The following is a 22,786-nucleotide window of genomic DNA, read 5'->3' on the forward strand; positions in this document are numbered from 1 at the left end:
ACCAATGACTAAGGACAAATGACCAATGACTACTCAACTATTTGTGTGAGGGGTTTTAGTCTGTGAGCCAATCTTGACTTTTTCCTTGCCCCATTGTTAGGGTGAAGGACACCCCGTTTGATCGCTTTATCGATTTTACCGTAAGCCTCCGATAACCGATCCTGTGCTTCTTGTTTTAATTCTGGGGTAGGATTAGCTGTATAGGCAGCTACAGCATTCAAGTATTTCTTCATCAGTGTCTTTACTGCTGATTTGTAAGCTTTATTACGCAGTCGGTTACGTTCTGCGATTTCGGCACGCTTGAGAGCAGACTTTGTATTCGCCACAGTCAATTCCAAAAATACTATTATTTATGTACACATACTACTAGACTTACTAATATAGCATCCAAATTGCCAATGTTATAATTTCCTAAAAAAATTATGCTATTGGGCATGGGGCATGGATGAATAATCAATAGTTCTTTCCCTGCTTCCTGATCTCCCCAGTCCCCAATTCAGTATGTCGTCAATTTAGGAAATGCGTTAAAATAAGGTACATAAAATTAAATAGTCACCCTAACTCACCACAACCTGGTTAAGCAATGTGATTGCCAATGAATATAATAATCTGTCCATAAAGCGGATGTATTGTTAGAGGCAAAGAATTGTAAAGAGCTAAATTCCAGGGATTTCCAGGTATAGAACCGACATATGGTGTCTGTACACACGTTGACTACTAAAAAGTTAGGAAAATAAGTAAAAATTATACTCAGACCCTACCCCCTGTAAATCCGGGGGCTTTGATGTGCAAACACACCACCTGCACCCCGCAAGGAGTGAGGGGAAGGGCATAAAGGTAACGGGAAATGGCACGCCTGCTTCCTGCCGCAAGCCTGCCAAGGTTTGTCGGACTGAGCAATTGAATTGCCTTCTCAAGCAAACCAAGTGCTGGCAGCCTTGAGAGTATCAAAAAAATCCAGGTTAAGCTAGAGAAGAGAATTAGAGTCAGCTTGCACACCCCAGTGGGTCAAGAGCAATACTAAATCTCAGGTGGCAATATTATAATTTTGGCATTGTCCTTACTCCATGCTGCGAATCATTACTCAGCAGGCAGACGTCAGAGCAGAACTACAACGGATCTGCGATCGCACCCATGACGAACAGGTGCTTCACAAAGAAGCAACGGTGCGGGAAGTTTTGCAAGCAGTGAAGCGCCAAGGCGACAAAGCTGTATTGCATTACACAGCCGAATTCGACAAACAAACCCTGAAAGCAGAAGAACTCCGAGTTACAGGCTCAGAACTAGATGCAGCCTATCAGCAGGTGTCAAAGGAGTTGCTTGATGCAATTCGGCTAGCTTACCGCCAAATTGAAGCGTTTCATCGTCAGCGAGTACCCAAAAGCTGGGTACACTTCGGCGAGGATGAAATAGTGCTGGGCAAACGCTACACCCCCGTAGACCGAGCCGGGTTGTATGTGCCTGGTGGTCGCGCCGCCTATCCCAGTACAGTGCTGATGAATGCAATTCCGGCTCATGTTGCTGCTGTACCCCACGTGGTGATGGTAACACCACCAGGTTCAGGGGGTGCTATTAACCCAGCAGTCTTAGTAGCTGCCCAAGAAGCAGGAGTACAAGAAATTTATCGTATTGGAGGCGCACAAGCGATCGCTGCTTTAGCCTATGGCACAGAAACGATTCCGAAAGTGAATGTAATTACTGGGCCTGGTAACATTTATGTCACCTTAGCGAAAAAACTTGTCTACGGCATCGTCGGCATTGATTCCTTGGCAGGTCCTAGCGAAGTGCTGATAATTGCCGATGAAACTGCAAATCCGGTGCATGTAGCTGCTGACTTGCTGGCCCAAGCCGAACACGATCCAATGGCGGCAGCAATTTTGCTAACCACAGATGCTGCTTTGGCAAAAAACGTGCAATTAGCCTTAGAAAGACAGCTAGTGGATCACCCACGGCGAATAGACACAGAAAAGGCGATCGCTCATTATGGGTTGATTGTTCTTGTGGAATCGCTCCAAGCAGCAGCAGAACTCTCAAATGAATTTGCCCCCGAACATCTAGAATTAGAAGTTAAAGACCCTTGGGCACTATTACCACAGATTCGCCACGCTGGGGCAATCTTTTTAGGTTACTCCACACCAGAAGCTGTAGGAGACTATTTGGCAGGCCCTAATCACACCTTGCCAACTTCTGGCGCTGCCCGCTATGCCTCGGCATTAGGGGTTGAAACTTTCCTGAAACATTCCAGTATTATTCAATACTCCCAAGCCGCGCTGCAAAATGTGGCTAGTGCCATTAATGTGCTAGCAACGGCAGAGGGTTTACCTTCCCATGCTGATTCAGTCCGACGCCGAATTCAGCAAGAATAGTGATTAGGAATGGTTAATTTTTTCCTAATCCTGTTGGCAAAAGTCACTCGATAGGTTCCAAATAAAAGTTTGGACAGCAATGTCTGACGACAAGCCCTCCGGGTGACGCTTGTTCCGACGCTCGTTCCGACGCTGCGCTATCGCTACCGCTGCGCTAACGGCAGTCGCTCATGGGGGAAACCCCCTGTTCCCGCGCTGGCTCATCGCTACGCGTCTACGCACGCCACTTGCTACCTTGCTTTAAGCCTTTTGGCGGGGGCGTCTACAAGTTGGGCATTGCCCACCTAATCCAGTGGCTTATTAAGGAAGGAGTTACCTGCATAGTAAGCCAGTGAATAGTTCAGAGGAGAGTTACCCTCCCCAAAGAACTAGCGAAAATATTCTCTACGCTAGTTGCTACAATGCACTAACGTCAAAGTGGGTTAAACCAACCTATGACGCAGCCTCGAATATATAAACTAAGTAGGCAGATGGGAAATTAATTTAGTGTAGCTGGCAACAAGTTTTGCTAGATACTTATGTAAGGGGTCTACTTTTTAGGAGACGAGAGCGGTGCTAAAGAATATTTTGGTAGCTCTGGACGGTTCGGAAATTGCAGAACGAGTAATTCAAACTTTAGATAATTTGGCGTTGTCAAAAGATGCCAAGGTTATTCTGTGTCATGTGTTTCCCACGCCAGAGTCAGAGATGGAACTACCCGCTGATCGTCCTCAGCCAGAGTCCCCAACATTTTCTTATTTTCATATTGAAAAACAATTGCAATCGTATCAGGAAAAGTTATCAGTCACTTGTGAGTTAGAACTGGTAACTGGTGATCCTGCCGAAGAGATTATTCGCCTTGCTAATATTCACAAAACTGACTTGATTATAATTGGCAGTCGTGGGTTGATTGGGATGAAGCGAATTGTCCAAGGTTCTGTTAGCAGTCAAGTTGTGGAAGAGGCTAATTGTTCTGTGTTGGTGGTAAAGCCAAGGTAAAAATTTGCAAGGGGAAGCAATGACTATAACCACCCCAAAACTAACCTTTGAAGAATACCTGAAATATGATGATGGCACTAATACCCGTTACGAATTGGTGAATGGAGAACTAATTCCCATGAGTCTAGGAAGTGGACAACATGGAGCGGTAACAGAATTTATTAATGTTTGCTTTCGAGCAGAAATTCTCTGGCTTGCTATCTGCCGAAGATTAAAAATAATTTAAGGGTTGAGAAAATATAAATGGTCGCCGGGTTGTGATCGCAAATCTTCCACAGTCCCCTGAATTTGTAACTTGCCTTGATTTAGTACCACGATCCAATCAGCACGGTTGATTACTCTAGGACGGTGGCTAATCAAGATCGTGGTTTTACCTTGGCGCTGTAACAACAGTTGATCTAAAACTTGAGCTTCACTAACTGGATCGAGTCCAGCAGTTGATTCATCTAAAATCAGGATTGGTGGATCGTTAACGATGGCTCTTGCTAGAGCCAGTCTTTGCCGTTGTCCTCCAGAAATATTTGACCCAAATTCACCTAATACAGTTTGATATTTTTCAGGTAGTTTACTAATAAAATCGTCTGCCTCAGCAATTTGGCAAGCGGCGACAATTTGCTCGAAGGTGAGGTGAGGAGAACCTAAGCGGAAGTTTTCAATAATTGAGCGACTCCAAAAATGAGCATCTTGAGGAACGAGAGCAACTTGTTGCCGCAAACAATCAAGGGCTAAGTCCTCCAGATTATAAATCCCAATGCGAATATTGCCAGAATTAGGTGTATATAATCCAGCAATCAGTTTAGCGAGAGAACTTTTTCCACAGCCGGATGTACCAATTAGGGCAACAACTTTACCGCCAGGAATCAGAAGGGAAAAATCTTCCAGTAGCTCTAGCCTGCCGGCGTAGTGAAAGTTTAGATTTGTGCAAATAATATTTGCATCGCTAGGAATTTTAGCAAAGGGTTTGTTAGCATCGCTTTGAGTTTCTGATGTGGAATCGATAACTTCTGTTAAGCGTTGGGTGGCAGTTTTGGCACGCATGAATTCATCTATAAATCCAAGCACAGCACCGATGAATGCCAAAAAATTTCCATTCATCCCGTTAAATGCCAGCAGTTGACCAATACTGAGTTCCTTACTAATAACTAGGATGCTGCCGAAACCAATTAAACTAACGCTGCCAATAGCATAAACTAACCCAGAAAAGATGTTGTTAATAATTCCAATCTGAATTGTGCTAAATGTTTTGTTTGCTAACCGACCAAATCTGTTCTGAAATTCTTCCCAAAATTGAGGAGCAGCAGTAGTAGTTTTGAGTGTCAGCGCCCCTTTAAAGCTTTCAACAAGAATGCCCTGGTTTTCTGCGTCTAAGACCAATATACTTCTGATTTTTTGTTGAAGTGTGGGTAGGAAGACAACCGTAGATGAACTCATGACAATCGCAATAACGAAGGCAAGCAAGGTGAGTTTCCAGCTATAGAACACCATGAAACACAAAGAAATCGTTCCGATAAACAATTGGGTAGGCAGACTGATAACTGTTTGAGAAATTAGCTGATTAATTTGTTCAATATCTTGCAATCTGCTAACAATCTCGCCACTGCGACGTGATTCATAATAAGCCAGAGGTAACCGCAGAATTTTCCTAGCAAATTCTAGAACTAGCCCTAACTCAATCCGTTGGGCAAAATGGGCAATCAGGTTAGATTGAACTAGTTGCAGACTACTTGACACCAAATTCATTACTATAACCGCAATAATCACACCACCAAGAAGCTTGGTATCACCTCGAACTAGTACATCATCCGTTAGAATTTGAAGCAGGAAAGGAGACGTTAATGAAAGCAGACCGATAACTATAGAGCAGAGAAAAGCCTCGAATATTATGTCTCCATAAGGCAATGCACGCTGCATAAAGCGCCAAAGACCCTTGACTTTATCATCCGGTTGAGCATAAAAGCGAACCGAATCTGGCTCTAGTAAAAGCATTACTTGATCTGACCAAGCCTCCGTTAATTCTTTTCTAGAGACATAACGGATGTTATAGGCTGGGTCGGCAATTATATATTTTTTGCCTTTCTGACCATACAAAACAACCCAGTGGTAGCCTTTCCAGTGAATGATTGCTGGCAGTGGTGCTTGGTTCATTCGGTCTAATATTTCTTTTGATGCCCTGACCGAACGCGCATTGAAACCAAGTGCCTCGGCTCCCCGCCTCAATCCCAACAATGTTGTTCCAAGTTGCCCGGTGCCTACCGCTTCCCGGATGCGATTTAGTGTAAAGTTACGCCGATAATGTTTGGCAATGGAAGCAAGACAAGCAGCTCCACAATCTTCTTCACTATGTTGTGTAACAACTTGGTATTTCATTTTATACTCCAGTACCCAATAACATTGTGAAAAAACTCAAAAAAAAATAGCAGGGTTTCGTCCCTGCGTGATTAAAAATTTGACCAACAGTTTGGTTTTACTATCACTACTAATCAAAACAAATCAAAATTTAGTAGGGAGAATAGGAAGTCAAATGATATTCCCTTTGGAATTTCTACTTTACTGGTAGTTTTCACAACTTTTGTATTTGATGTTGATTGAACTGTTTGTTTCTTTACTCCTGGTTTCCCAGTTGCTTTCTTAACTTGAATAACATTATAATTATGAGAAACCTGCTTAAAAACTATCGAGGTTTTACCACCACACAGGCTTGCTTCTTCAGTTTTAGTCAGGGACATAAACATTGGGGAGATTTGAGTACTCTTCATAATTTTAGTTAACCTAAGCTGCTAATATTGATAGAAACCCTAAAACGAAGCCAAATAGCCAAAACCCTGAATATAAAAGTGTTTTAGATTTTACTGTGCCGAGAGTGATTAAACATGGATCTGGTCAATTTCTCAAGTAGTAATGTTTGTTTCCCTACTTGACTACTCGATGTGAGCAGTATTTTTAGCAAAGCGCATCAACAGTTGTTAGTAGGCAACTGTTGATAGACTTTGTTAACTTTGTTCAGCAAAAGGATCTGGTAAGAATAAACGTAATGCTAGAATAACTGCGAGCCGCAACAAAGCTAATAGCTTGCCAAAAATGAAACTAGCCTGTTGAAGCAGGTTAGTTTCTTTAAGACACTTTACCTCAGTAAAAACGCGATTAATCGTGTCTTTACGTTTATTCTTTTCCTTCTATGACTTTGCTGGTAATACGAGTTGGTTCACAGCTGTTTGGGTGAGGTCGCCCTTAACGTCACCAGTATTAATATTAACAGCGGTTTGAATTATTGTTTCGATCGGCGCAAACTTAATAATAGAAACAGGTGTGGTGGTTTTGGGAGGGGTGGTTTTTGGGGGTGTCTTAACAGGATGAGGCTTCTTATTACCACCAGACAAACTCGCTTCTTCTTGGGCCGTTAATGTAGTGAACAACATGCTTTCCATAATCTTAACTTCTCGCTTGATTGTTGGGATTAACGCCACTTCAAAGTAACAAATATAAAGACAAAAAGTATATTTAGTTACTGTTTGGTGTCGTTAGAAGTATCTTATACGACTCTTGCTCAAAAGGTCAAGCGACTAATTTTGTAATAAATATCTATTACACCTCTTCAAAAAAAGAATACATAGATATTTTTATACATATATGGATAATGATAAAAAGCTTTTAATTATCTATCAAAAAATCGCAGACGTAAATAACCTACCTACCATATATATGTTCATAATATAGCGCTCTTAAAACTTAATTTTTTCATAAATATTATAAGTTAATTTTATTACGTATTACTACTTAGAAAAATACGAAAATGCCCAGAATAAGGATGTAAAAAAGCAGATAAACAATAATGTTATACAAGCTATACTTAAACAAAATTCTCAAACTAAAAAATTGGGATTCTGCGCTTCTGAGATAAGTATTTTTACATAAAAAATTTATTAGTAAATAATTTTATACATAAAATAATTGAATAAATATAATTTCTTTTAATATAAATACGCTTCAGTTTGCTTAATTATTGATTAATGAAAAAAGCTTTAAAAAAGCTTGATCTAATATAACTTGTTAATAAATAAATAAAGAAATGATAAATTTTTAGAGAAAATTTATAAAGATTTGGTGTTTTAACTAAAATGCGCTAATTATTATTTAGACTTAACTGTATAGAAACCTTGTATTTACATACTAACTATATCCAAGTAAGGCACTTATCAGTAATAAAAGTAAAAGCCGTTGCTTTCGCCCTCCAGCGCGAAAACGCCAAAATTATGGGAGTTTTGCCAAAAATATGATTGAAACGGAAGAGAGCTTTTATTTTTTGGATATCCCTAAATCTTGGTCGTCACGCTAAGGCTAGGTAGATTTTTTTGCTAGATTATTTACACAAGCAAAATGTTTTTTAGCATCTATGTTTATTGACCCCCAACCAGACTTTATCCGCCTAGTCGAAAACGACGAATATCTTCCGCCAATCAGCATATGGACAAGGTTGGGAGGGATATTTTTAATTGGAAGTATTGGCGCTGCCTTCAGCCTTGCTAGTGTTTTTAAATACAACATAATAGTGAAAGCTGACGCTACCGTCCGCCCAACCGGAGAAATACGGGTAGTGCAAGCATCAGCTGAGGGAACAATCAGAAGCATCAAGGTGAAGGAAAATCAGGTTGTAAAAAAAGGAGATGCGATCGCAGTGATCGATAACTTCCAATTAGAAAGTAAAAAAGACGAAATACTCGGAAATATCCAGCAAAATCAGTTACAGCGATCGCAGATCAATGGACAACTAAAAGCCCTAGAAACTCAAGTCACTGCTGAGTCGAATGCAATGCAACAGGCGATCACATCTGCAAAAGCAGACCTGAGTCGCAACCAACGGGACTATCGAGACAGGGGAATTACAAGTCAGACAGAAGTGGACGAAGCAGAAGCCTCTGTGGCGTTAGCTAGGGATAAACTGAACCGATATAAGGGGCTAGCTAACACTGGAGCGATCCCTGCTGCCGAAATTAAGGAAAAAGAACAAGATTTTAAAGCTGCACTTGCTAGATTGGAACGTAGCAAAATTGGACTCAATCCCAGTGATGCGACTGTGGCGATCGCCCAAGAACGCATTGCCCAAGAGTTGACAAAGGGTAAATCTACCCTAGCGGCATTGAACAAAGACAGACAAGAAATCATCAGGCGTCAAATAGAAATCCAAAACCAAACTAGCAACGCTCAACAAGAACTTAAACGAGTCTTCACGGAACTGCAAAAAACTGTAATTCGAACCTCAGAGGCAGGTACTATTCTGAGACTGGAATTAAGAAATACTGGGCAAGTTGTGAAGGCTGGGGATGTGATCGCTCAAATTGCCCCTAGTAATGCTCCTCTGGTGATCAAAGCCCGTGTTGCCGCTTCTGATATTACCAAGGTAAAAGTATGTAAAGTTGTACAAGTCACAAAATGTACCCAAGGGAAAGTCCAAATGCGGCTTTCTGCCTATCCGTACCCCGATTATGGCATACTGAATGGTGCTGTTAGAGGTATTACTGCCGATGCGATTATACCTCAATCTAACAGTAATATTCCTGCTGCACCTTACTACGAGATCACAATCCAGCCTGATAGATTTGATCTGATTAAGGGCAATCAATCTTATGCTATTCAACCTGGTATGGAAGTTACAGCCGACATTATTTCTAAAGAAGAGACTGTTCTGACATTTATTTTGAGAAAAGCAAGGCTGCTGACAGATTTGTAGGCTGATTGAGAATAGGCATAGAGACACATACAAGGAAAATCCTCTTTGTCTCCACGTTGAATCGATTCAACGTCTTTGAGTTGCCAAAAACTGACACAAGCTTAACAAACTCAGGGTTTGACCCAAATTCAAGGGTAAAATTGAAATTATTTTTAAGCGGGACTGAATCCCAGCGATGCTAATGTGGCGATCGCCCAAGAACGCATTGCCCAAGAATTTTTCTCTAGAATAACCTAGAGTAAGGCTTTGCCTACGCTTATTTAACATGAGTTAGACGACTCATGTAATAACCGCCTAATTAACTTAATAAAGAAACCTTTTAATTAGTCCAATTCTGTTTGAAGTATGCGGTTTAACTAATCAGAAACTCAATATAGAATATTCTATTGCTGTCAACGACTATCTGAAAGGGACTCTCGACTACTATATTGCAGCACCTCAAAATTTATTAGTCATCGAAGCCAAACAATCAGATTTAGTTAGAGGATTTACTCAACTCGCTGTTGAATTAATAGCACTTGACCGATAGACTAAATCCACATCTGAACTTCTATATGGAGCCGTTACGACTGGTGAAGACTGGCGTTTTGGACTTTATCATCGTGCGAATCGTTAGGTGACTCAAGACCAAAAACGCTATCAAGTTCCAAAAGATTTATCGGTGCTTATAAAAATTATTGCAGGTATTATTTCTGGTTCTTGAGAAAACTGGGGATTGGGGACTGGGGAGTAAGAATTTTAGATTTTAGACTTCGCCTACGCTCAGTCGAACGATTTTGGATTAAAGAATTGAAGTTTAATCTAAAAGACGCTCTCTACGAGACGCTCTTGCTAGCAAGATCCCCGAACGCAAGAGCGTCCCTACGGGAAGGGGTAGGCGGACTCTCTAAGAGTTGCCATGCCGCAGGCTTTACGCTGCGCTATCATCAATTCCATTATCCAAAATTGAATTGCCCCATACCCAATCCCTTCACGTCCAGTCAATTCAACGCCCTTGAGTTGCCAAAAACTGACGCAAGCTTAACAAACTCAGGGTTTGACCCAAATTCAAGGGCAAAATTGAAATTCCTTCCAAGCGGGATTGTACCCAACCTTCTCCCCAGTACCATTCGTGAAACCCGTCAATGCCCCCACTCAGTAGCAAACGGAGACAGTTAGATTTTACAACGTCTACTTGATGATGAATCGAGACTGGCCCAGTCCAGGTAGTAAACTGGAATCCGGGAAGCAGTTCCTCTGGCATTCCTGGCGCAAAGCGTTGCCCTAAGAGCCATTTTTCTAGTTGCACCGGATGCAGCAGACTGTCACGAATTGTATCTGTTGGTGCTTCTATTTCGATCCGCAGTTGGCTTTGTTGAAAATTACCCAGCATTTTTATAGGATTACCTAAAGGTGAGACATCGCTATTTCTAATATTGCAAATACAATCACTAATTATTATGGTGTCACTTTTCTACGAGCAGAGAACTTAGAATAGAAAAAGTGAACTGTTAAGAAATGTAAGGTTTTTCATGGCGGATCAGTTAATTCGTGCAACAGCAGCCGAAGGTGGGATTCGTGCCGTAGGTGTGATTACCACACGTTTAACAGAAGAAGCACGGGGGCGACATAAGCTTTCCTATGTGGCAACGGCAGCACTGGGTCGGACTATGGCGGCGGGCTTGTTGATGGCTTCTAGCATGAAGCGAACTGGGTCGAGGGTCAATGTTCGGGTGAAGGGCGATGGGCCTTTGGGTGGCATATTGGTAGATGCACGTTTAGATGGAACAGTACGCGGGTATGTGGGAAATCCATCTGTGGAATTACCTCCTAATGCTAAAGGTAAGCTAGACGTTGGTGGTGCGGTGGGTGGCGGCTACCTCTACGTTGTCCGGGATATCGGTTATGGTTACCCTTACTCTAGTACTGTAGAACTAGTTTCTGGCGAAATTGGCGATGATGTGGCTCATTATCTGGTGAATTCCGAACAAACACCTTCAGCTTTAGTTTTAGGTGTCTTCGTGGGAGCAAGTGGAGTAACGGCTGCTGGAGGATTACTGCTACAAGTGTTACCCAAAGCCGCCAGAGACGAAGCCTTAGTAAAAACCTTGGAATCACGGGTAGCTAGTCTAGCAGGATTTACACCATTGTTGCAAGCTGGGAAGACTTTGACTGAAATCCTCAGCGACCTGCTAGGAGACATGGGGCTGGCAATCTTTCCTGAAAGACAAATGCTGCGCTTCCACTGTGGTTGTTCTTTTGATCGTGTTTTGGGGGCACTAAAGATTTTGGGAGAAGCTGAACTGCAAGATATGATTATTAAAGATAATGGTGCTGAAGCAACTTGCGACTTTTGCGGCAACGTTTACCAGGCAAATAGTGATCAGTTAGCTCAACTAATTGCCGATTTGCAAGCTGAATCTACTGTTTCAGGATAAAGTATAAAACAGCACTAATTTTTCAGGTTGTTAATGGTATTCTGTGGAGAGAGATAATCAAAAAGTAGCTTTTTAATCGCGAGAAAGTTACTATGGCAACAATGGAATTATCGACCTAAAACAGAGCGCTATTCAATTATTTTGGTGTGAGAAATGACAGAGCGGGATATTCCAGACAGTTGGTCAACAGGCAAAGCAAGAGAGCCAGATCAAAACACAAGATTATCCCGAACAGAACAATTCGGTGAAACTCAACCATTTGATGCCCCAGCTACTGATTCTAGCTCCAAGTCAGTGAAGCGGCGAAAAAGTGCCCAACTCAGTAGAAGTCCTGGGAAATGGCCACGCTGGATGAAAAGCTGGGTGTGGTGGCCAGTACTACTAATGTTAATTACCGGCGGTGTAGGATTCTTGGCAATGGCAATGCTGCTGAAGTTGCCAGCTGCTCCTAATTGCCCATCGATTTTTTGGCCCCTAGCTAGTGCTTCTGTGCGGATACACTGCGCTCAGTTAGCGGCTTCTAAACAGACAGTGAATGACCTACTGCAAGCGATCGCTCTGGTGAAGCAACTACCACAAAATCACCCGTTGCATGGAGAAATTGATCGTTTCATCCAAGAATGGTCGCGGGATATTTTGAAGCTAGCTGATCAAAGTTTCCAAACAGGGAATTTAGAGGAAGCGATCACTACTGCTGAGAAAATACCCGAAGACGTAGCAGCTTATAAATTAGTCGATGAGCAAATTGGCAAATGGCAATCAATTTGGTCAAAAGCAGAAGCCACATACAACGGTGCGATCACCGAAGTCCGGGAACGACGCTGGCAATCAGCATTCATGCTGTCCGCCAAAATGCTGCGCGTAGATAATCAATATTGGGCAACTACTAAATACGACCAATTGAATCGCCTGATTGCCAGAGCACGGGAAGATGGCGATAAGTTAGGAAAAGCTGAAAACTTAGCTTCTAGTAAAGTAGTTGATAATTTATTAGAAGCGATCAAGATAGCTGAGTCGATTGGGCAGGAAAGTTACCTTTACCAAAAAGCTCAGGAAGCGATTCCGGCATTTGGACGCAAAATGCTGGAGTTGGCACAGGCAAAACTAGACAAGCAGGATGCGGATGAAGCACTGAATATTGCCAGACAAATTCCAGAGAGTGCGAAACTACAGGGCGAAACAGATGACTTTATTGCCTTGGCTGATGCGAAAAGGAGTGCTTGGATCGGTAATGTTTCTGGTTTAGAGGCTGCGATCGCCCAAGCACAACAAATTGATCCTTCCAGACCAGTATATAACCAAGCACAGCAACTGATTGCTCGTTGGCAGTTGGAAATTGAAGATGTTGCCCATCTAGAAAAAGCGAGAATATTAGCTAGCCAGGGAACAGTCCCTAATTTAACAGCAGCGATCGCCCAAGTGCAGCTGATCCCTGGTAGTAACCCCCGCGCCACAGAAGCTAGGCAAGAGATAGGTCGCTGGAGTGCCCAAGTTGAGACAATTGAAGACCAACCTTACTTAGAACGGGCCGAACAGATAGCAATATTCGACGATATCAACTCCTTGCAAGCTGCGATCGCCCAAGCCAGCGAAATTCGTAGAGGTCGTGCATTATATCCAGAAGCACAGAAAAAAATTCGTACTTGGGTAGGAAAGATTCAGCGAATTCAAGACCAACCCTACTTGGATCAAGCACAAGAACTAGCTCAGAGTGGAAATCTCACTGCTGCCATTAGCGCCGCTCAACAAATTGCCTCGTCAGGAAGGGCGCTTTCTAGGGAAGCACAAGCTGCGATAAATGACTGGGAAGGGCAAATCCGCACCAGAGAAAATTGGAAAAAAGCCCAGGAAGTGGGGGCGGCTGGCACGCCAGAAGCCTTGGTTGAAGCAATACGGTTGGCAGATCGGGTTTCAAACAATAGCATCTTACGCATGGATGCAAATCTGGCTATTGATCAGTGGAGTCAGCAATTGTTAGAAATAGCACGCTCTCAAGGTCAGTCTGATATTGCCAAAGGCATTGAGATTGCCAAATCCATTCCCCGTGGTAGTGCTGCTTACAGTGCAGCGCAAGAGCAAATTAAGACTTGGCAGGAATTTCTCAATCCTCAACCTTCACCTCAGCCTCAGCCTGAGTCTCTACCATTTCCTCCATCAACTACTACTAATGGGCAATAATATCCTTATTAACGATTCAGTTAAAACCTTTTAATTCAGCATTTTCAAAGTACATATCAGGGATGCTAGGGTATAGGGAGAAACTTCTCTCAATGTGTCTCAACTTACAACTTTTTCAAGTATATAAACCACGGGTTAAGGTAGCATAGCTAGCTGTGCTACCCTACAAAAATTTATTCCCCGATCGCTTCTCCCCATTCCTTAATTACAGAAAATAGTGATGAGTAATCATCATCAGCAAATGACATTTTCACGGCTGTTTGCAAGATTTGCCGCACACCTTTAATACTGCTGAGATCCAAACTCTGAGATTTCGCTTCAGAGATAAACAATTCTGTATCTTTGAGCAAGTGTTTTGTGGGGAAATTCGGATCAGCATAATTGCCATCCAACATCCGTTGTAGCTTTTTGTCAAAAGTAGGTGCGTAGAGTGAACTGTCGCGCAATATTTGCATAAACACATCCACATCGACACCCTGACGCTGGACAAAAGCTAGACTCAGAGCAAAGCTAGTTGTTAGGGAAGCTATTAATTGATTTAGTGCCAATTTGAGCGCCGCCGCAGATCCCACAGGGCCTATAAGTAAAGGTTCTGTCCCAAAATTTTGGAGTAACTTTAAATGGCGTTGATATTGTTCTGCCTCTGCCCCTACCATAACACTCAACTTGCCAGCTTTTGCTTCCGGGATACTCCCTAATACGGGTGCTTCTAAATATTCACCACCACCCGCAACAACTGCATCTCTAATTTCCTGGCTTTCTGTGGGAGTAATTGTTCCCATTTGGATGATAGTGCGCCCTTCCAGAGTTTGCCAAGCAGTGTCAGAAAGCAGCACATTATAAATCGCTGGGGCATTAGTAAGCATGAGGATTATGCACTCAGCAGCACGAATGGCGTGGCGGGGATGTGTGACAATTTCAGCCCCAGCTGCTTGTAGTGGCGCTAATTTTTCTGGGGTACGATTGTAGGCAACTAGCTGTATATCTGCGGCTAATAATCTTTGAGCCATTGGTAGTCCCATCAGTCCAGTTCCCAGAAATGCCACCTTCATTTTTCACGTTCCTTTAATACAGCGTCATAGCCCATCGTGGACATCGCGTTTGCATTGTTTGATTCAAATTAGTTGGGAAGTAGTTACTTGAGACTTAAGATACAATCCCAAATCCCAGTTTCCTACTTCCCACTCACTATTCTCTAACTCTGGCAATCAACCACCAGCGGCAAAAGTCACCATAATTATCACTGAAAGTAAAATACCAGGGGTAAGTAGTGTTGCTAACATTAGCAGGTCATGAGTGGACATAATTATTACTTTGTTAGTGTGTTTAACTTTACAGTAATCACTGTTATGCTAGTCTAAATCAGACTGATAATGCATTCTTAAATAGATTTTTACTTTTCTTTCTTTACGTTTACTGTGGCAAGGTCAATCCTTTTAGTGGTTGAGAAATTTCTGTGTTGTCTAGACCTTTGCTCTGAACTAGGACTCCAAAGCCGCCTAGTCCTGTGGGATCTATAAGCTGGTGTAGTGCGTCCCGCCGCTGTAGTAACTGTGAGAGGGGTTGCTGTTGATCACAAAGGGTAGCAATGCGATCGCCTAACCCCAACGCCATCAAAAATAATCCTTGCTGGATAAAACCAACATTCTTTAAATTGCACTTCTCACCCCAGCGTTCCAAAGCAGTAAAGTCAACGTGGGCAGTGATATCTTGTCGCCCAATATTAATATAGGGGTTGTCATGGAAACGGTGATGATAATAACACTGTAGCGTTCCTTGCGATCGCCTGGGATTGTAGTAACGACTGGCGGGGTAGCCATAATCAATTGTTAACACATAGCCACGCTGCAAGCGGTCTGCTACTATACTCAACCAGTCTAGAGCAGCTAAATTAATTTCACTGCGGTAACCATCTGGATATACACTTTGGGCAAAGTCGATTTCCACTAAGTCTAAATATTCAGCCAGTTGGGGCGTTGAAAGTTCTCCTGTGACTTCTACAAATGATGGGTATGGGGCATTGGTTTGTTTCTCATTCTTGTCTGTTGTCACATAAATTTCTTGCAGTTCTCCTGTCTTCAGGATGAATTGATGCACGGGGAACGCATCTACTAACTCATTAGAAAAAAAGCAGCCAGCGATCGCCTCAGATGGTATATCCTCTAAATTGCACCAACGCACGGGCAAATCTTGCAAGCGTTGCTGCTGTTCTTGTCTTAAAGTTGGGGACTTCTCAATAATGATGTATTCCAGTGCAGTAAAAAAATCTGGGTAGCGTAGCTGATAATATTTGAGGATATGCAATGCTAGCAGTCCTTGCCCTGCTCCCATTTCTACCAGAGAAAACGGTACAGGTTTTCCTAAAATCTCCCACATCTGCAAAAATTGTTCTGCTAGTAACTCGCCAAAGTCAGCACAGAGGTTAGGAGAGGTGAAAAAATCACCACCCTCAAAGCCAATTTTGACTGCATCACTAGAATAGTAGCCATGTTCAGGATGGTATAATACTATGTCCATGAATTGGGCAAAAGTAATTCGTTGCTGGGGACTAGTGGTAATGTGATTTGCGATCGCTGCACACAGCAAAGGATTGGAATTCATAAAATTTGAGGTTTGAGATTAGGGTGTTGAGAAAATAAATGCTTGCTAGCAGCACAATCAATTTAACCGAAGTGTCAAAATTGAAACGTGTCGTTTAGTGCAGCGATTTGTTAGTGAGGAAGTTTACTTTTATATAAAATAAATACGCTATTATGCTCGCTATCTTGACTTTCGGTAATTTCAAATAAGCCAGACGTCTTCAAAACACCTTTTAGTGTCTTAATTCCGTACTTCTTAGGCGTACACTCAAAGTCTTGACTCTTAATAAATTCTCCTGCTCTTGCCAGCAAAGTCATATCACCTATTTTGTCTGTGTTTGTTTCGGCTAAACGCAGTAGTTTTACAATTTTTGTATTCTCCCATGTTGTCTCAGAGGGATTGTTCAGATTTATATACTCAACGCCAGAAGAAATAATATCTGCCTTTAATTGCTTGTATAAAAATTCGATTTTTGGGTTAGATTCGGCGTAATTTTCTCGAAGGAAAACAAGCACACTAAATACAAAAAGTGTTATTTGCTTATAAAATAAAATTGCCTCTTGATACTGCGATTCTAGGTAAGTAATGCAAGTTCTACATCCTTCTTCAGTGCTTAATATATTCAAACCTTCCGACTCACCAAAGTGATGAACGAGTTTGTTCCGCTCGGCAACCATCTCTCTTAATCTCTCGACAAAGTAATCAGTGTTATAATCCGCGGACTCAATAAAGGCCTTTATTAGATTCCCTAGAGTCTTTGACTTAGTTGCTTTTCTGAACTTCCAAAAGTTATCGATACCCTTCGTACTAGCATCTGAGTGTATAAAAGGAAGAAGTACTTTCAAGCCTTTCTCGATTTGCTGAAACATCAATATATTTCGTCCTATTTTTATTAGGACTTCATCGACTAACTCACGATACTCACTTTTCATTATCAAGGAGAAACTAACGAGTAATCATTAAGTAATTGTCCCCTACTTGCGGGATAAGATACTTATGTTAATTACAAGCTACTAGAGAAAAAGTTTATATCTCAAGTTCTCTAGATTAATTTTTGAGAAAAAGCTTTACTCGGTAATAAAATCAGAGGTTATTTATAAAGTAAAAATAAAATTACTGTAGGTTGTGCTGGGCGCATATTTCAATATGATTTGTCACGAAAAACATAATTAAAGCGTCTAACACACCGCTAGATAACATGGTGCGTTAGGCTAAAGCCGTAACACACCCTAACTTTTGATTTACTTTATAAATAGTTATCTTAGGTGTTGATTTTCATTCCTGCGATCGCAATCCACAGCCCAATTAATCGCATCCAAGGTAATTTACTACCTAGACACTCACTAACGATACCAGCACGCCATTAGGATCGCGGACACGAGCAATAGTTTGTCCCCCAGGCTGGGTTTTAGGAGCATCTAGTGTTTTTGCACCTGCCCCGATTGCTCTCATATAAGCGCTGCCAACATCAGGTGTGATAAATGATATCTGGATTAATGCCGATGGTTGTGTGGCGTCGTTGGGATGGAAGCCGTTAGGAAATAATTTATGTGCCTCGCTACTGGAGGAGAAAGCTAGTGTGGTGTTTCCGGTTTCGATTTCAGCCCAGATAGATTGCCCCTTATCCTGGAGAGTGCGACGAATTAGACCAAAGGCTTTTTCGTAAAACTCAACGGTTTTAACTACATCGTCTACCCAGATGAGCGTGTAACCAAATTTCACAGTTTTTTCTCCTTCTTAGAAAAATTAGTGCTGGCGAGGATCTTGCTACTTCACTGTATGCGATTTGAATACACAGTAGCTTAATCCAGAATGTTACGATCTGTTGCTATTTGTGCCCTTGTTTGCATCATTTCCATATCTGATGGCGACTTAATAATCAGGCCCTTAACAGTGATGTGCTACTAGCAATCCCCATAGTTCTCTAAGTATCAAAATTGGTACAACCAAGTTGGCGCGAATCTGCAAATTGCGGAGAAAATCTTGATGATAAGGCTCGATTGACTTTAATTCAATATCAGCGATCGCCTTTACCCATTCTACCAATCAGCTAATATGGTTAAAAACCTTCATGCTTGCGCCATTAGTATTCAAAAAGGCAGCAATGGTTTTTACGATTTCATGTTCCATTGCTCTATCTTGTTTGTTTTACTGCAAATTTCCAGGTGCAGTAGATATCAATTTGAGTTTATCACTCTCGCCTTACTGAATTAATGCTAATTTTTCTGAGTCTGCAAACATTAGGGAAAAGGTACGGTAAGCTGACAATCTCCTACTGCCACGAAATAAGCTATTAATAAAGCGTTGTTCGGTGTCTGTAGGCAGTTGTTTGTGTTTAGCAATAACGTAATTTCCTAACCCATAACGAGGTAAATTCAGTTGATTGATTACTTCTACTACCGATTCCGAGTAAAGACGAGAATAAAAGTCAGTGTCAGTACCTTCTAGAGGAAACTTGAGACTCTGAGGGATGGGCTGGGGAAAATAAGAACGTCTCTTATCAGAAAATTCTAAATATTTACGCCCTGTTTCATCTGTGTGGGCATAATTATCTTTAATAAAAGAGCGAGTGCGTCGCACCATGTAGCGCTTCATCAATTCTCGCCAGTCATCAGGGTGTTCGCTTTTCTCAAAGGCAGCTAAAGAACGTACTGAACATTGATGCTTTCTAATAAACTCTAATTCTCCTACAGAACTGCCACCAAGTTCATTAATTAAAGCTTCTGGTCTTAATCCCAAATCTTCGTCTTCTGGCACAAATAGCCGCAGTTGGGCAGAAAGGTCAAGATAACTCTTATTGTAAGGAGTAGCAGATAATAAAATACATTTACTTTTGTTAGCTGCAATATATTCTGTAATTGCTCGATAACGTTTACCTTCGCGGTTACGTAAGTTATGACTTTCATCAATTAACACAACTCGGTAACGTCGGAGTTTTGGTAATTTATTTTCTACTTGACTAATTGGCATAACTTCGGCAAGTAAGCGATAGTTATTTACATATTATTGCCACATTGGCACCAAGTTTTTCGGGCAAATAATCAGTGTTTCTAAAAAACAATCTTCTTGTAATATCTTGGCAAGGGCGGTTCCAACTAAAGTTTTGCCCAAACCAACCACATCGCCCACTAACACGCCACCACGCCTAGTTACATGACGTGCTGCTAGCTGTACAGCGGCTTTTTGGAAATCAAATAAGTTATTAAATTCGCGGGGGATGCGAAATTCTGAAAGTCCAGCGATCGCTTCATGGGATAAGTGGTAGGCTATCTTTAAATAGATGTAGTAAGGTGAAATTAAATCTTGCCTCGCCCAACTCTGATCAATAATTTCTGCCATTTCTTGGGAAATATCTACACAACCGTAATCTTGCCAGCGATCGCTAAACCACTTTTGCAGCTTATTGCAAGCATCATGATCTAAAATATCAACATTCAACTCCCCTTGTTTCGCCAGTCCTGGAAGGGTTAAATTACTGCTACCCAAGAATCCCATTGTGGGAGTATTGGGATCATGGCGATGCACAAGATATAACTTGGCGTGGAGAGGATGACGGAGAAACAGTTTAATTATTAGTTTCTGAGTTTTTAGCTGATGACTTAACCGCCGCAACCCCGCTTCATCCTGATTAGTCGGCGCACCGATAGTCAACTGCTTGCGAAATTCCGCCGCCATGCGTTTTTTCAACCGCACGATCGCACTATTATCAATCCGTCCATCACCACTACTAAGGGTAAATGCCGCATGAACTTCATCACTAGGCAAACTTTGCATCCCTATTAGCAAACGGCAACAAGCATTTTCACTACCAACATACTGTTCAATTAAATCATCAATTCTTCGCCAACCTCTGAGGTTGAAGTAGCCAACGCAAAAATCTGCCCGATAAGAGACTTTAAGAGTTTCTCGCAAAATCGGTAGCAGTTGTAAGTCGATGTTGTCAAATATCCGGGGCATTACTCAAAACTGTATAAATATTTCGTACTTATGTTATATGAGTAAAAAATTTTTCCAGCCAGATTAGTGAAGAGTGCAAGACAAGAGACGCGATAAATCGCCGTCTGTACAAAAATCAGTCCTTTGTAGAGACGGCGATTTATCGCGTCTTCAAAAATTACGATTTATCGCGTCTTCAAAAATTATAAAAAAAAGAGCAGTTGCACTGTAATACAACTGCTCTAAAAAACTACTTGGATAGATATTTTCTACCTATCTACAGACCCCATGATTATGTCAACACTGCCGAGAATCACCACGATATCTGCAACCTTCATTCCGCGCAGTAAATGTGGGACAATCTGGAGGTTGTTGAAGTCTGCTGCGCGAATCTTCCATCGTGCAGGGAAGACATTATCCTCCCCAACTAAATAAATTCCCAATTCACCTTTGCCACTTTCTACACGAGAGTAGATTTCGCCCTTAGGAATCTTGAAAGTGGGGGAAACTTTTTTGCCGATGAATTGGTAATCAAATGCATCCCACTCTGATTTTTTACCTGCGGCTAAACGCTTGGCTTCCAGATTTTCATAAGGGCCGCCAGGAAGTCCTTTAATTGCTTGGCGAATAATCTTCACAGATTCGCGCATTTCCCGCATCCGCACCACGTAACGGGCAAAGCAATCACCGGCGGTTTCCCACTGTACGTCCCAGTCAAAATCGTCGTAGCATTCGTAATGGTCAACTTTCCGCAAATCCCATTTCACGCCAGAAGCGCGTAACATTGGGCCAGAAAGTCCCCAGTTAATTGCTTCTTCACGGGTGACAGTACCAAGACCCTCAACACGTCGGCGGAAGATCGGGTTATCGGTTACTAAGCGTTCGTACTCATCAACTTTGGGTATTAAGTAGTCGCAGAATTCCACACACTTATCTACCCAACCATAGGGCAAATCGGCTGCTACTCCACCAACGCGGAAGTAGTTGTTATTCACCATCCGATAGCCTGTGGCGGCTTCCCACAAATCATAAATCATCTCCCGTTCCCGAAACTGGTAGAAAAAGGGAGTTTGAGCGCCTACGTCAGCTAGGAAGGGGCCAAACCACAGCAAGTGGTTAGCGATGCGGTTCAACTCCAGCATGATGACGCGGATGTAGCTAGCACGTTTGGGGACAGCGACACCTGCAAGCTTTTCTGGGGCGTTGACGGTGACGGCTTCGTTGAACATTCCCGCAGCGTAGTCCCACCGACTAACGTAAGGGACGTACATTACATTAGTGCGGTTCTCAGCAATTTTTTCCATTCCCCGGTGCAGGTAGCCGATGACCGGTTCACAGTCAACGACATCCTCGCCATCCAGAGTCATGATTAGCCGCAGAACCCCGTGCATTGAGGGGTGGTGTGGCCCCATGTTTAGCACCATTGGTTCAGTGCGGGTTTCTAGTCTGGTCATAGATTTCGTGTTCTCCCGTTGTGTTCGTGTAGCGTGCGCGAAGCCAAAATTTTGAATTGAACCGCCAAAATGCCAACCAGACCCGATTTATCTAGTCTGCCAAGCCAAAATCAAGCTTGCAGGAGCAATACTCTCAGGAAAACTGCCTTTGGGGCGTCTAGATGTATTGCCCATACAGGGGTATGTTGGAGAAGGGGTGACAGAGGAGGGATTTTACTTGATGTTTAATTTTGTTGCACTTCTTCAATTATTATATGGAAGCTCGATTTCAGGGAGTTGAGGCGCAGGAATTTTTTCATGTGCCAGTTTTGGGTGGGCAGGTAATTGAGGGTTTGGCGGTGCGTCCGGGCGGGCATTATTTAGATGTGACGGTAGGCGGTGGTGGTCACAGTCGCCTGATCTTAGAGTCTGCTGCGGATGTGCGGGTAACGGCAGTTGACCAAGATGAAGATGCTTTAGCAGCCGCGCAGAAGAATTTAGCTGAATATGGCGATCGCATACAATTTATTTATAGCAATTTTGCAAACTACGAGTTTACCCCTAATACTTTCGATGGTATTTTAGCCGATTTGGGAGTGAGTTCTTACCATTTAGATCAGCCGGAAAGGGGTTTCAGCTTTCGCCACGCCGCGAATTTGGATATGCGAATGGATCGAGGGCGATCGCTAACTGCTGCTGATGTGATTAATAATTGGGATGAAACAGATTTAGCAGATATTTTCTTTAAGTACGGTGAGGAAAGATTATCGCGGCGCATTGCTAGACGCATTGTCGAACGGCGACCATTGCATACGACTGTTGAATTGGCTGAGGCGATCGCTACTTCTGTTCCCCCGAAATACCGTTATGGGAGAATTCACCCCGCTACCCGTGTTTTTCAAGCTCTGCGAATTGTCGTCAACGATGAGTTAAAATCTTTAGAAACCTTTTTGGATAAAGCACCAAATGCGCTTGTCCCTGGTGGCAGAATTGCAATTATCAGTTTTCACAGTCTGGAAGACCGTCCGGTGAAACATGGTTTAAGAAATTCACCTTTATTAAAGGTCTTGACAAAAAAGCCGATTATTGCATTAGAAGAGGAAATTGAGAGGAATATGCGATCGCGATCGGCCAAACTGAGAATAGCCCAAAAGCTGCTGTAACTGCAATACA

21 protein-coding genes are annotated in these 22,786 nt (G+C 42.4%); 7 read left to right on the forward strand and 14 right to left on the reverse strand.

The window, feature by feature from the left end; all coding sequences use genetic code 11:
• Positions 1-29: 29 nt before the first annotated feature.
• A complete protein-coding gene (gene rpsT, locus Q0541_RS19715; protein ID WP_273762258.1) occupies positions 30-326 on the reverse strand; it encodes a 30S ribosomal protein S20 in 297 nt (98 codons plus the stop codon).
• Positions 327-1,067: 741 nt separating this feature from the next.
• Here rpsT and hisD point away from each other — a divergent pair.
• The 3 genes from hisD (at position 1,068) to Q0541_RS19730 (ending at position 3,570) form a co-directional block, all read left to right on the forward strand.
• Entirely contained in the window at positions 1,068-2,366 is a 1,299-nt protein-coding gene (gene hisD, locus Q0541_RS19720) for a histidinol dehydrogenase (RefSeq protein WP_298913948.1), read from the forward strand.
• 552 nt (positions 2,367-2,918) lie between these two features.
• A complete protein-coding gene (locus tag Q0541_RS19725) occupies positions 2,919-3,344 on the forward strand; it encodes a universal stress protein (protein WP_298913949.1) in 426 nt (141 codons plus the stop codon).
• A gap of 19 nt (positions 3,345-3,363) precedes the next feature.
• Positions 3,364-3,570 carry a Uma2 family endonuclease gene (locus tag Q0541_RS19730; protein WP_298913951.1) on the forward strand — a complete coding sequence of 69 codons (207 nt, stop codon included), beginning with the start codon at positions 3,364-3,366 and terminating at the stop codon, positions 3,568-3,570.
• Here Q0541_RS19730 and Q0541_RS19735 read toward each other — a convergent pair.
• The 3 genes from Q0541_RS19735 to Q0541_RS19745 all read right to left on the reverse strand — a co-directional run bounded on the left by Q0541_RS19735 (position 3,567) and on the right by Q0541_RS19745 (position 6,760).
• Positions 3,567-5,711 (reverse strand): peptidase domain-containing ABC transporter, encoded by a 2,145-nt coding sequence (locus Q0541_RS19735; RefSeq protein ID WP_298913953.1) that lies wholly within the window; start codon positions 5,709-5,711, stop codon positions 3,567-3,569. The genes Q0541_RS19730 and Q0541_RS19735 overlap by 4 nt on opposite strands.
• Before the next feature lie 113 nt (positions 5,712-5,824).
• Entirely contained in the window at positions 5,825-6,070 is a 246-nt protein-coding gene (locus Q0541_RS19740) for a hypothetical protein (protein ID WP_298913955.1), read from the reverse strand.
• 447 nt (positions 6,071-6,517) lie between these two features.
• Positions 6,518-6,760 carry a hypothetical protein gene (locus Q0541_RS19745; protein ID WP_298913958.1) on the reverse strand — a complete coding sequence of 81 codons (243 nt, stop codon included), beginning with the start codon at positions 6,758-6,760 and terminating at the stop codon, positions 6,518-6,520.
• A 974-nt stretch (positions 6,761-7,734) separates the two neighbouring features.
• Between Q0541_RS19745 and Q0541_RS19750 the strand changes: the two genes are divergently transcribed.
• Entirely contained in the window at positions 7,735-9,069 is a 1,335-nt protein-coding gene (locus tag Q0541_RS19750) for an HlyD family efflux transporter periplasmic adaptor subunit (protein WP_298913960.1), read from the forward strand.
• A gap of 66 nt (positions 9,070-9,135) precedes the next feature.
• Here Q0541_RS19750 and Q0541_RS19755 read toward each other — a convergent pair whose 3' ends face one another.
• Both Q0541_RS19755 and Q0541_RS19760 read right to left on the reverse strand, forming a co-directional pair.
• Complete coding sequence (locus Q0541_RS19755; protein WP_298914023.1) at positions 9,136-9,336, reverse strand: hypothetical protein; 201 nt, start codon at positions 9,334-9,336, stop codon at positions 9,136-9,138.
• A gap of 718 nt (positions 9,337-10,054) precedes the next feature.
• Positions 10,055-10,441, reverse strand: coding sequence for a hypothetical protein (locus Q0541_RS19760; RefSeq protein WP_298913962.1), 387 nt, complete (start codon positions 10,439-10,441; stop codon positions 10,055-10,057).
• Positions 10,442-10,580: 139 nt separating this feature from the next.
• Between Q0541_RS19760 and hslO the strand changes: the two genes are divergently transcribed.
• Positions 10,581-11,486, forward strand: a complete 906-nt coding sequence (hslO, locus tag Q0541_RS19765; RefSeq protein ID WP_298913964.1) for an Hsp33 family molecular chaperone HslO — start codon at positions 10,581-10,583, stop codon at positions 11,484-11,486.
• A 153-nt stretch (positions 11,487-11,639) separates the two neighbouring features.
• Entirely contained in the window at positions 11,640-13,664 is a 2,025-nt protein-coding gene (locus tag Q0541_RS19770; RefSeq protein ID WP_298913966.1) for a chromosome segregation ATPase, read from the forward strand.
• A gap of 173 nt (positions 13,665-13,837) precedes the next feature.
• Here the strand turns inward: Q0541_RS19770 and Q0541_RS19775 are convergent, their stop codons facing one another.
• From Q0541_RS19775 to Q0541_RS19810, 8 genes are all read right to left on the reverse strand, one after another.
• The gene (locus Q0541_RS19775) at positions 13,838-14,716 is read right to left on the reverse strand and encodes an NAD(P)-dependent oxidoreductase (protein WP_298913968.1); all 879 of its coding nucleotides are present in this window, start codon (positions 14,714-14,716) and stop codon (positions 13,838-13,840) included.
• 361 nt (positions 14,717-15,077) lie between these two features.
• Positions 15,078-16,265 (reverse strand): class I SAM-dependent methyltransferase, encoded by a 1,188-nt coding sequence (locus tag Q0541_RS19780; RefSeq protein WP_298913972.1) that lies wholly within the window; start codon positions 16,263-16,265, stop codon positions 15,078-15,080.
• Positions 16,266-16,375: 110 nt separating this feature from the next.
• Entirely contained in the window at positions 16,376-17,113 is a 738-nt protein-coding gene (locus Q0541_RS19785) for a hypothetical protein (RefSeq protein WP_298913975.1), read from the reverse strand.
• 463 nt (positions 17,114-17,576) lie between these two features.
• Positions 17,577-17,966 (reverse strand): VOC family protein, encoded by a 390-nt coding sequence (locus Q0541_RS19790; RefSeq protein WP_298913978.1) that lies wholly within the window; start codon positions 17,964-17,966, stop codon positions 17,577-17,579.
• Between the two features lie 165 nt (positions 17,967-18,131).
• The gene (locus tag Q0541_RS34540; protein WP_366941903.1) at positions 18,132-18,290 is read right to left on the reverse strand and encodes a GAF domain-containing protein; all 159 of its coding nucleotides are present in this window, start codon (positions 18,288-18,290) and stop codon (positions 18,132-18,134) included.
• Positions 18,291-18,446: 156 nt separating this feature from the next.
• On the reverse strand, positions 18,447-19,214 hold the full coding sequence (locus Q0541_RS19800) for a hypothetical protein (RefSeq protein WP_298913981.1): 768 nt from the start codon (positions 19,212-19,214) through the stop codon (positions 18,447-18,449).
• A gap of 33 nt (positions 19,215-19,247) precedes the next feature.
• Positions 19,248-20,201 (reverse strand): phospholipase D-like domain-containing protein, encoded by a 954-nt coding sequence (locus Q0541_RS19805; protein ID WP_298913984.1) that lies wholly within the window; start codon positions 20,199-20,201, stop codon positions 19,248-19,250.
• A gap of 248 nt (positions 20,202-20,449) precedes the next feature.
• Complete coding sequence (locus Q0541_RS19810) at positions 20,450-21,634, reverse strand: NAD(P)H-quinone oxidoreductase subunit H (RefSeq protein ID WP_298913987.1); 1,185 nt, start codon at positions 21,632-21,634, stop codon at positions 20,450-20,452.
• A 254-nt stretch (positions 21,635-21,888) separates the two neighbouring features.
• Here Q0541_RS19810 and rsmH point away from each other — a divergent pair, with 254 nt between their 5' ends.
• A complete protein-coding gene (rsmH, locus tag Q0541_RS19815) occupies positions 21,889-22,776 on the forward strand; it encodes a 16S rRNA (cytosine(1402)-N(4))-methyltransferase RsmH (RefSeq protein WP_298913990.1) in 888 nt (295 codons plus the stop codon).
• Positions 22,777-22,786 lie beyond the last annotated feature (10 nt).

Source organism: uncultured Nostoc sp., from assembly GCF_937863485.1.
Lineage (GTDB): Bacteria > Cyanobacteriota > Cyanobacteriia > Cyanobacteriales > Nostocaceae > Nostoc.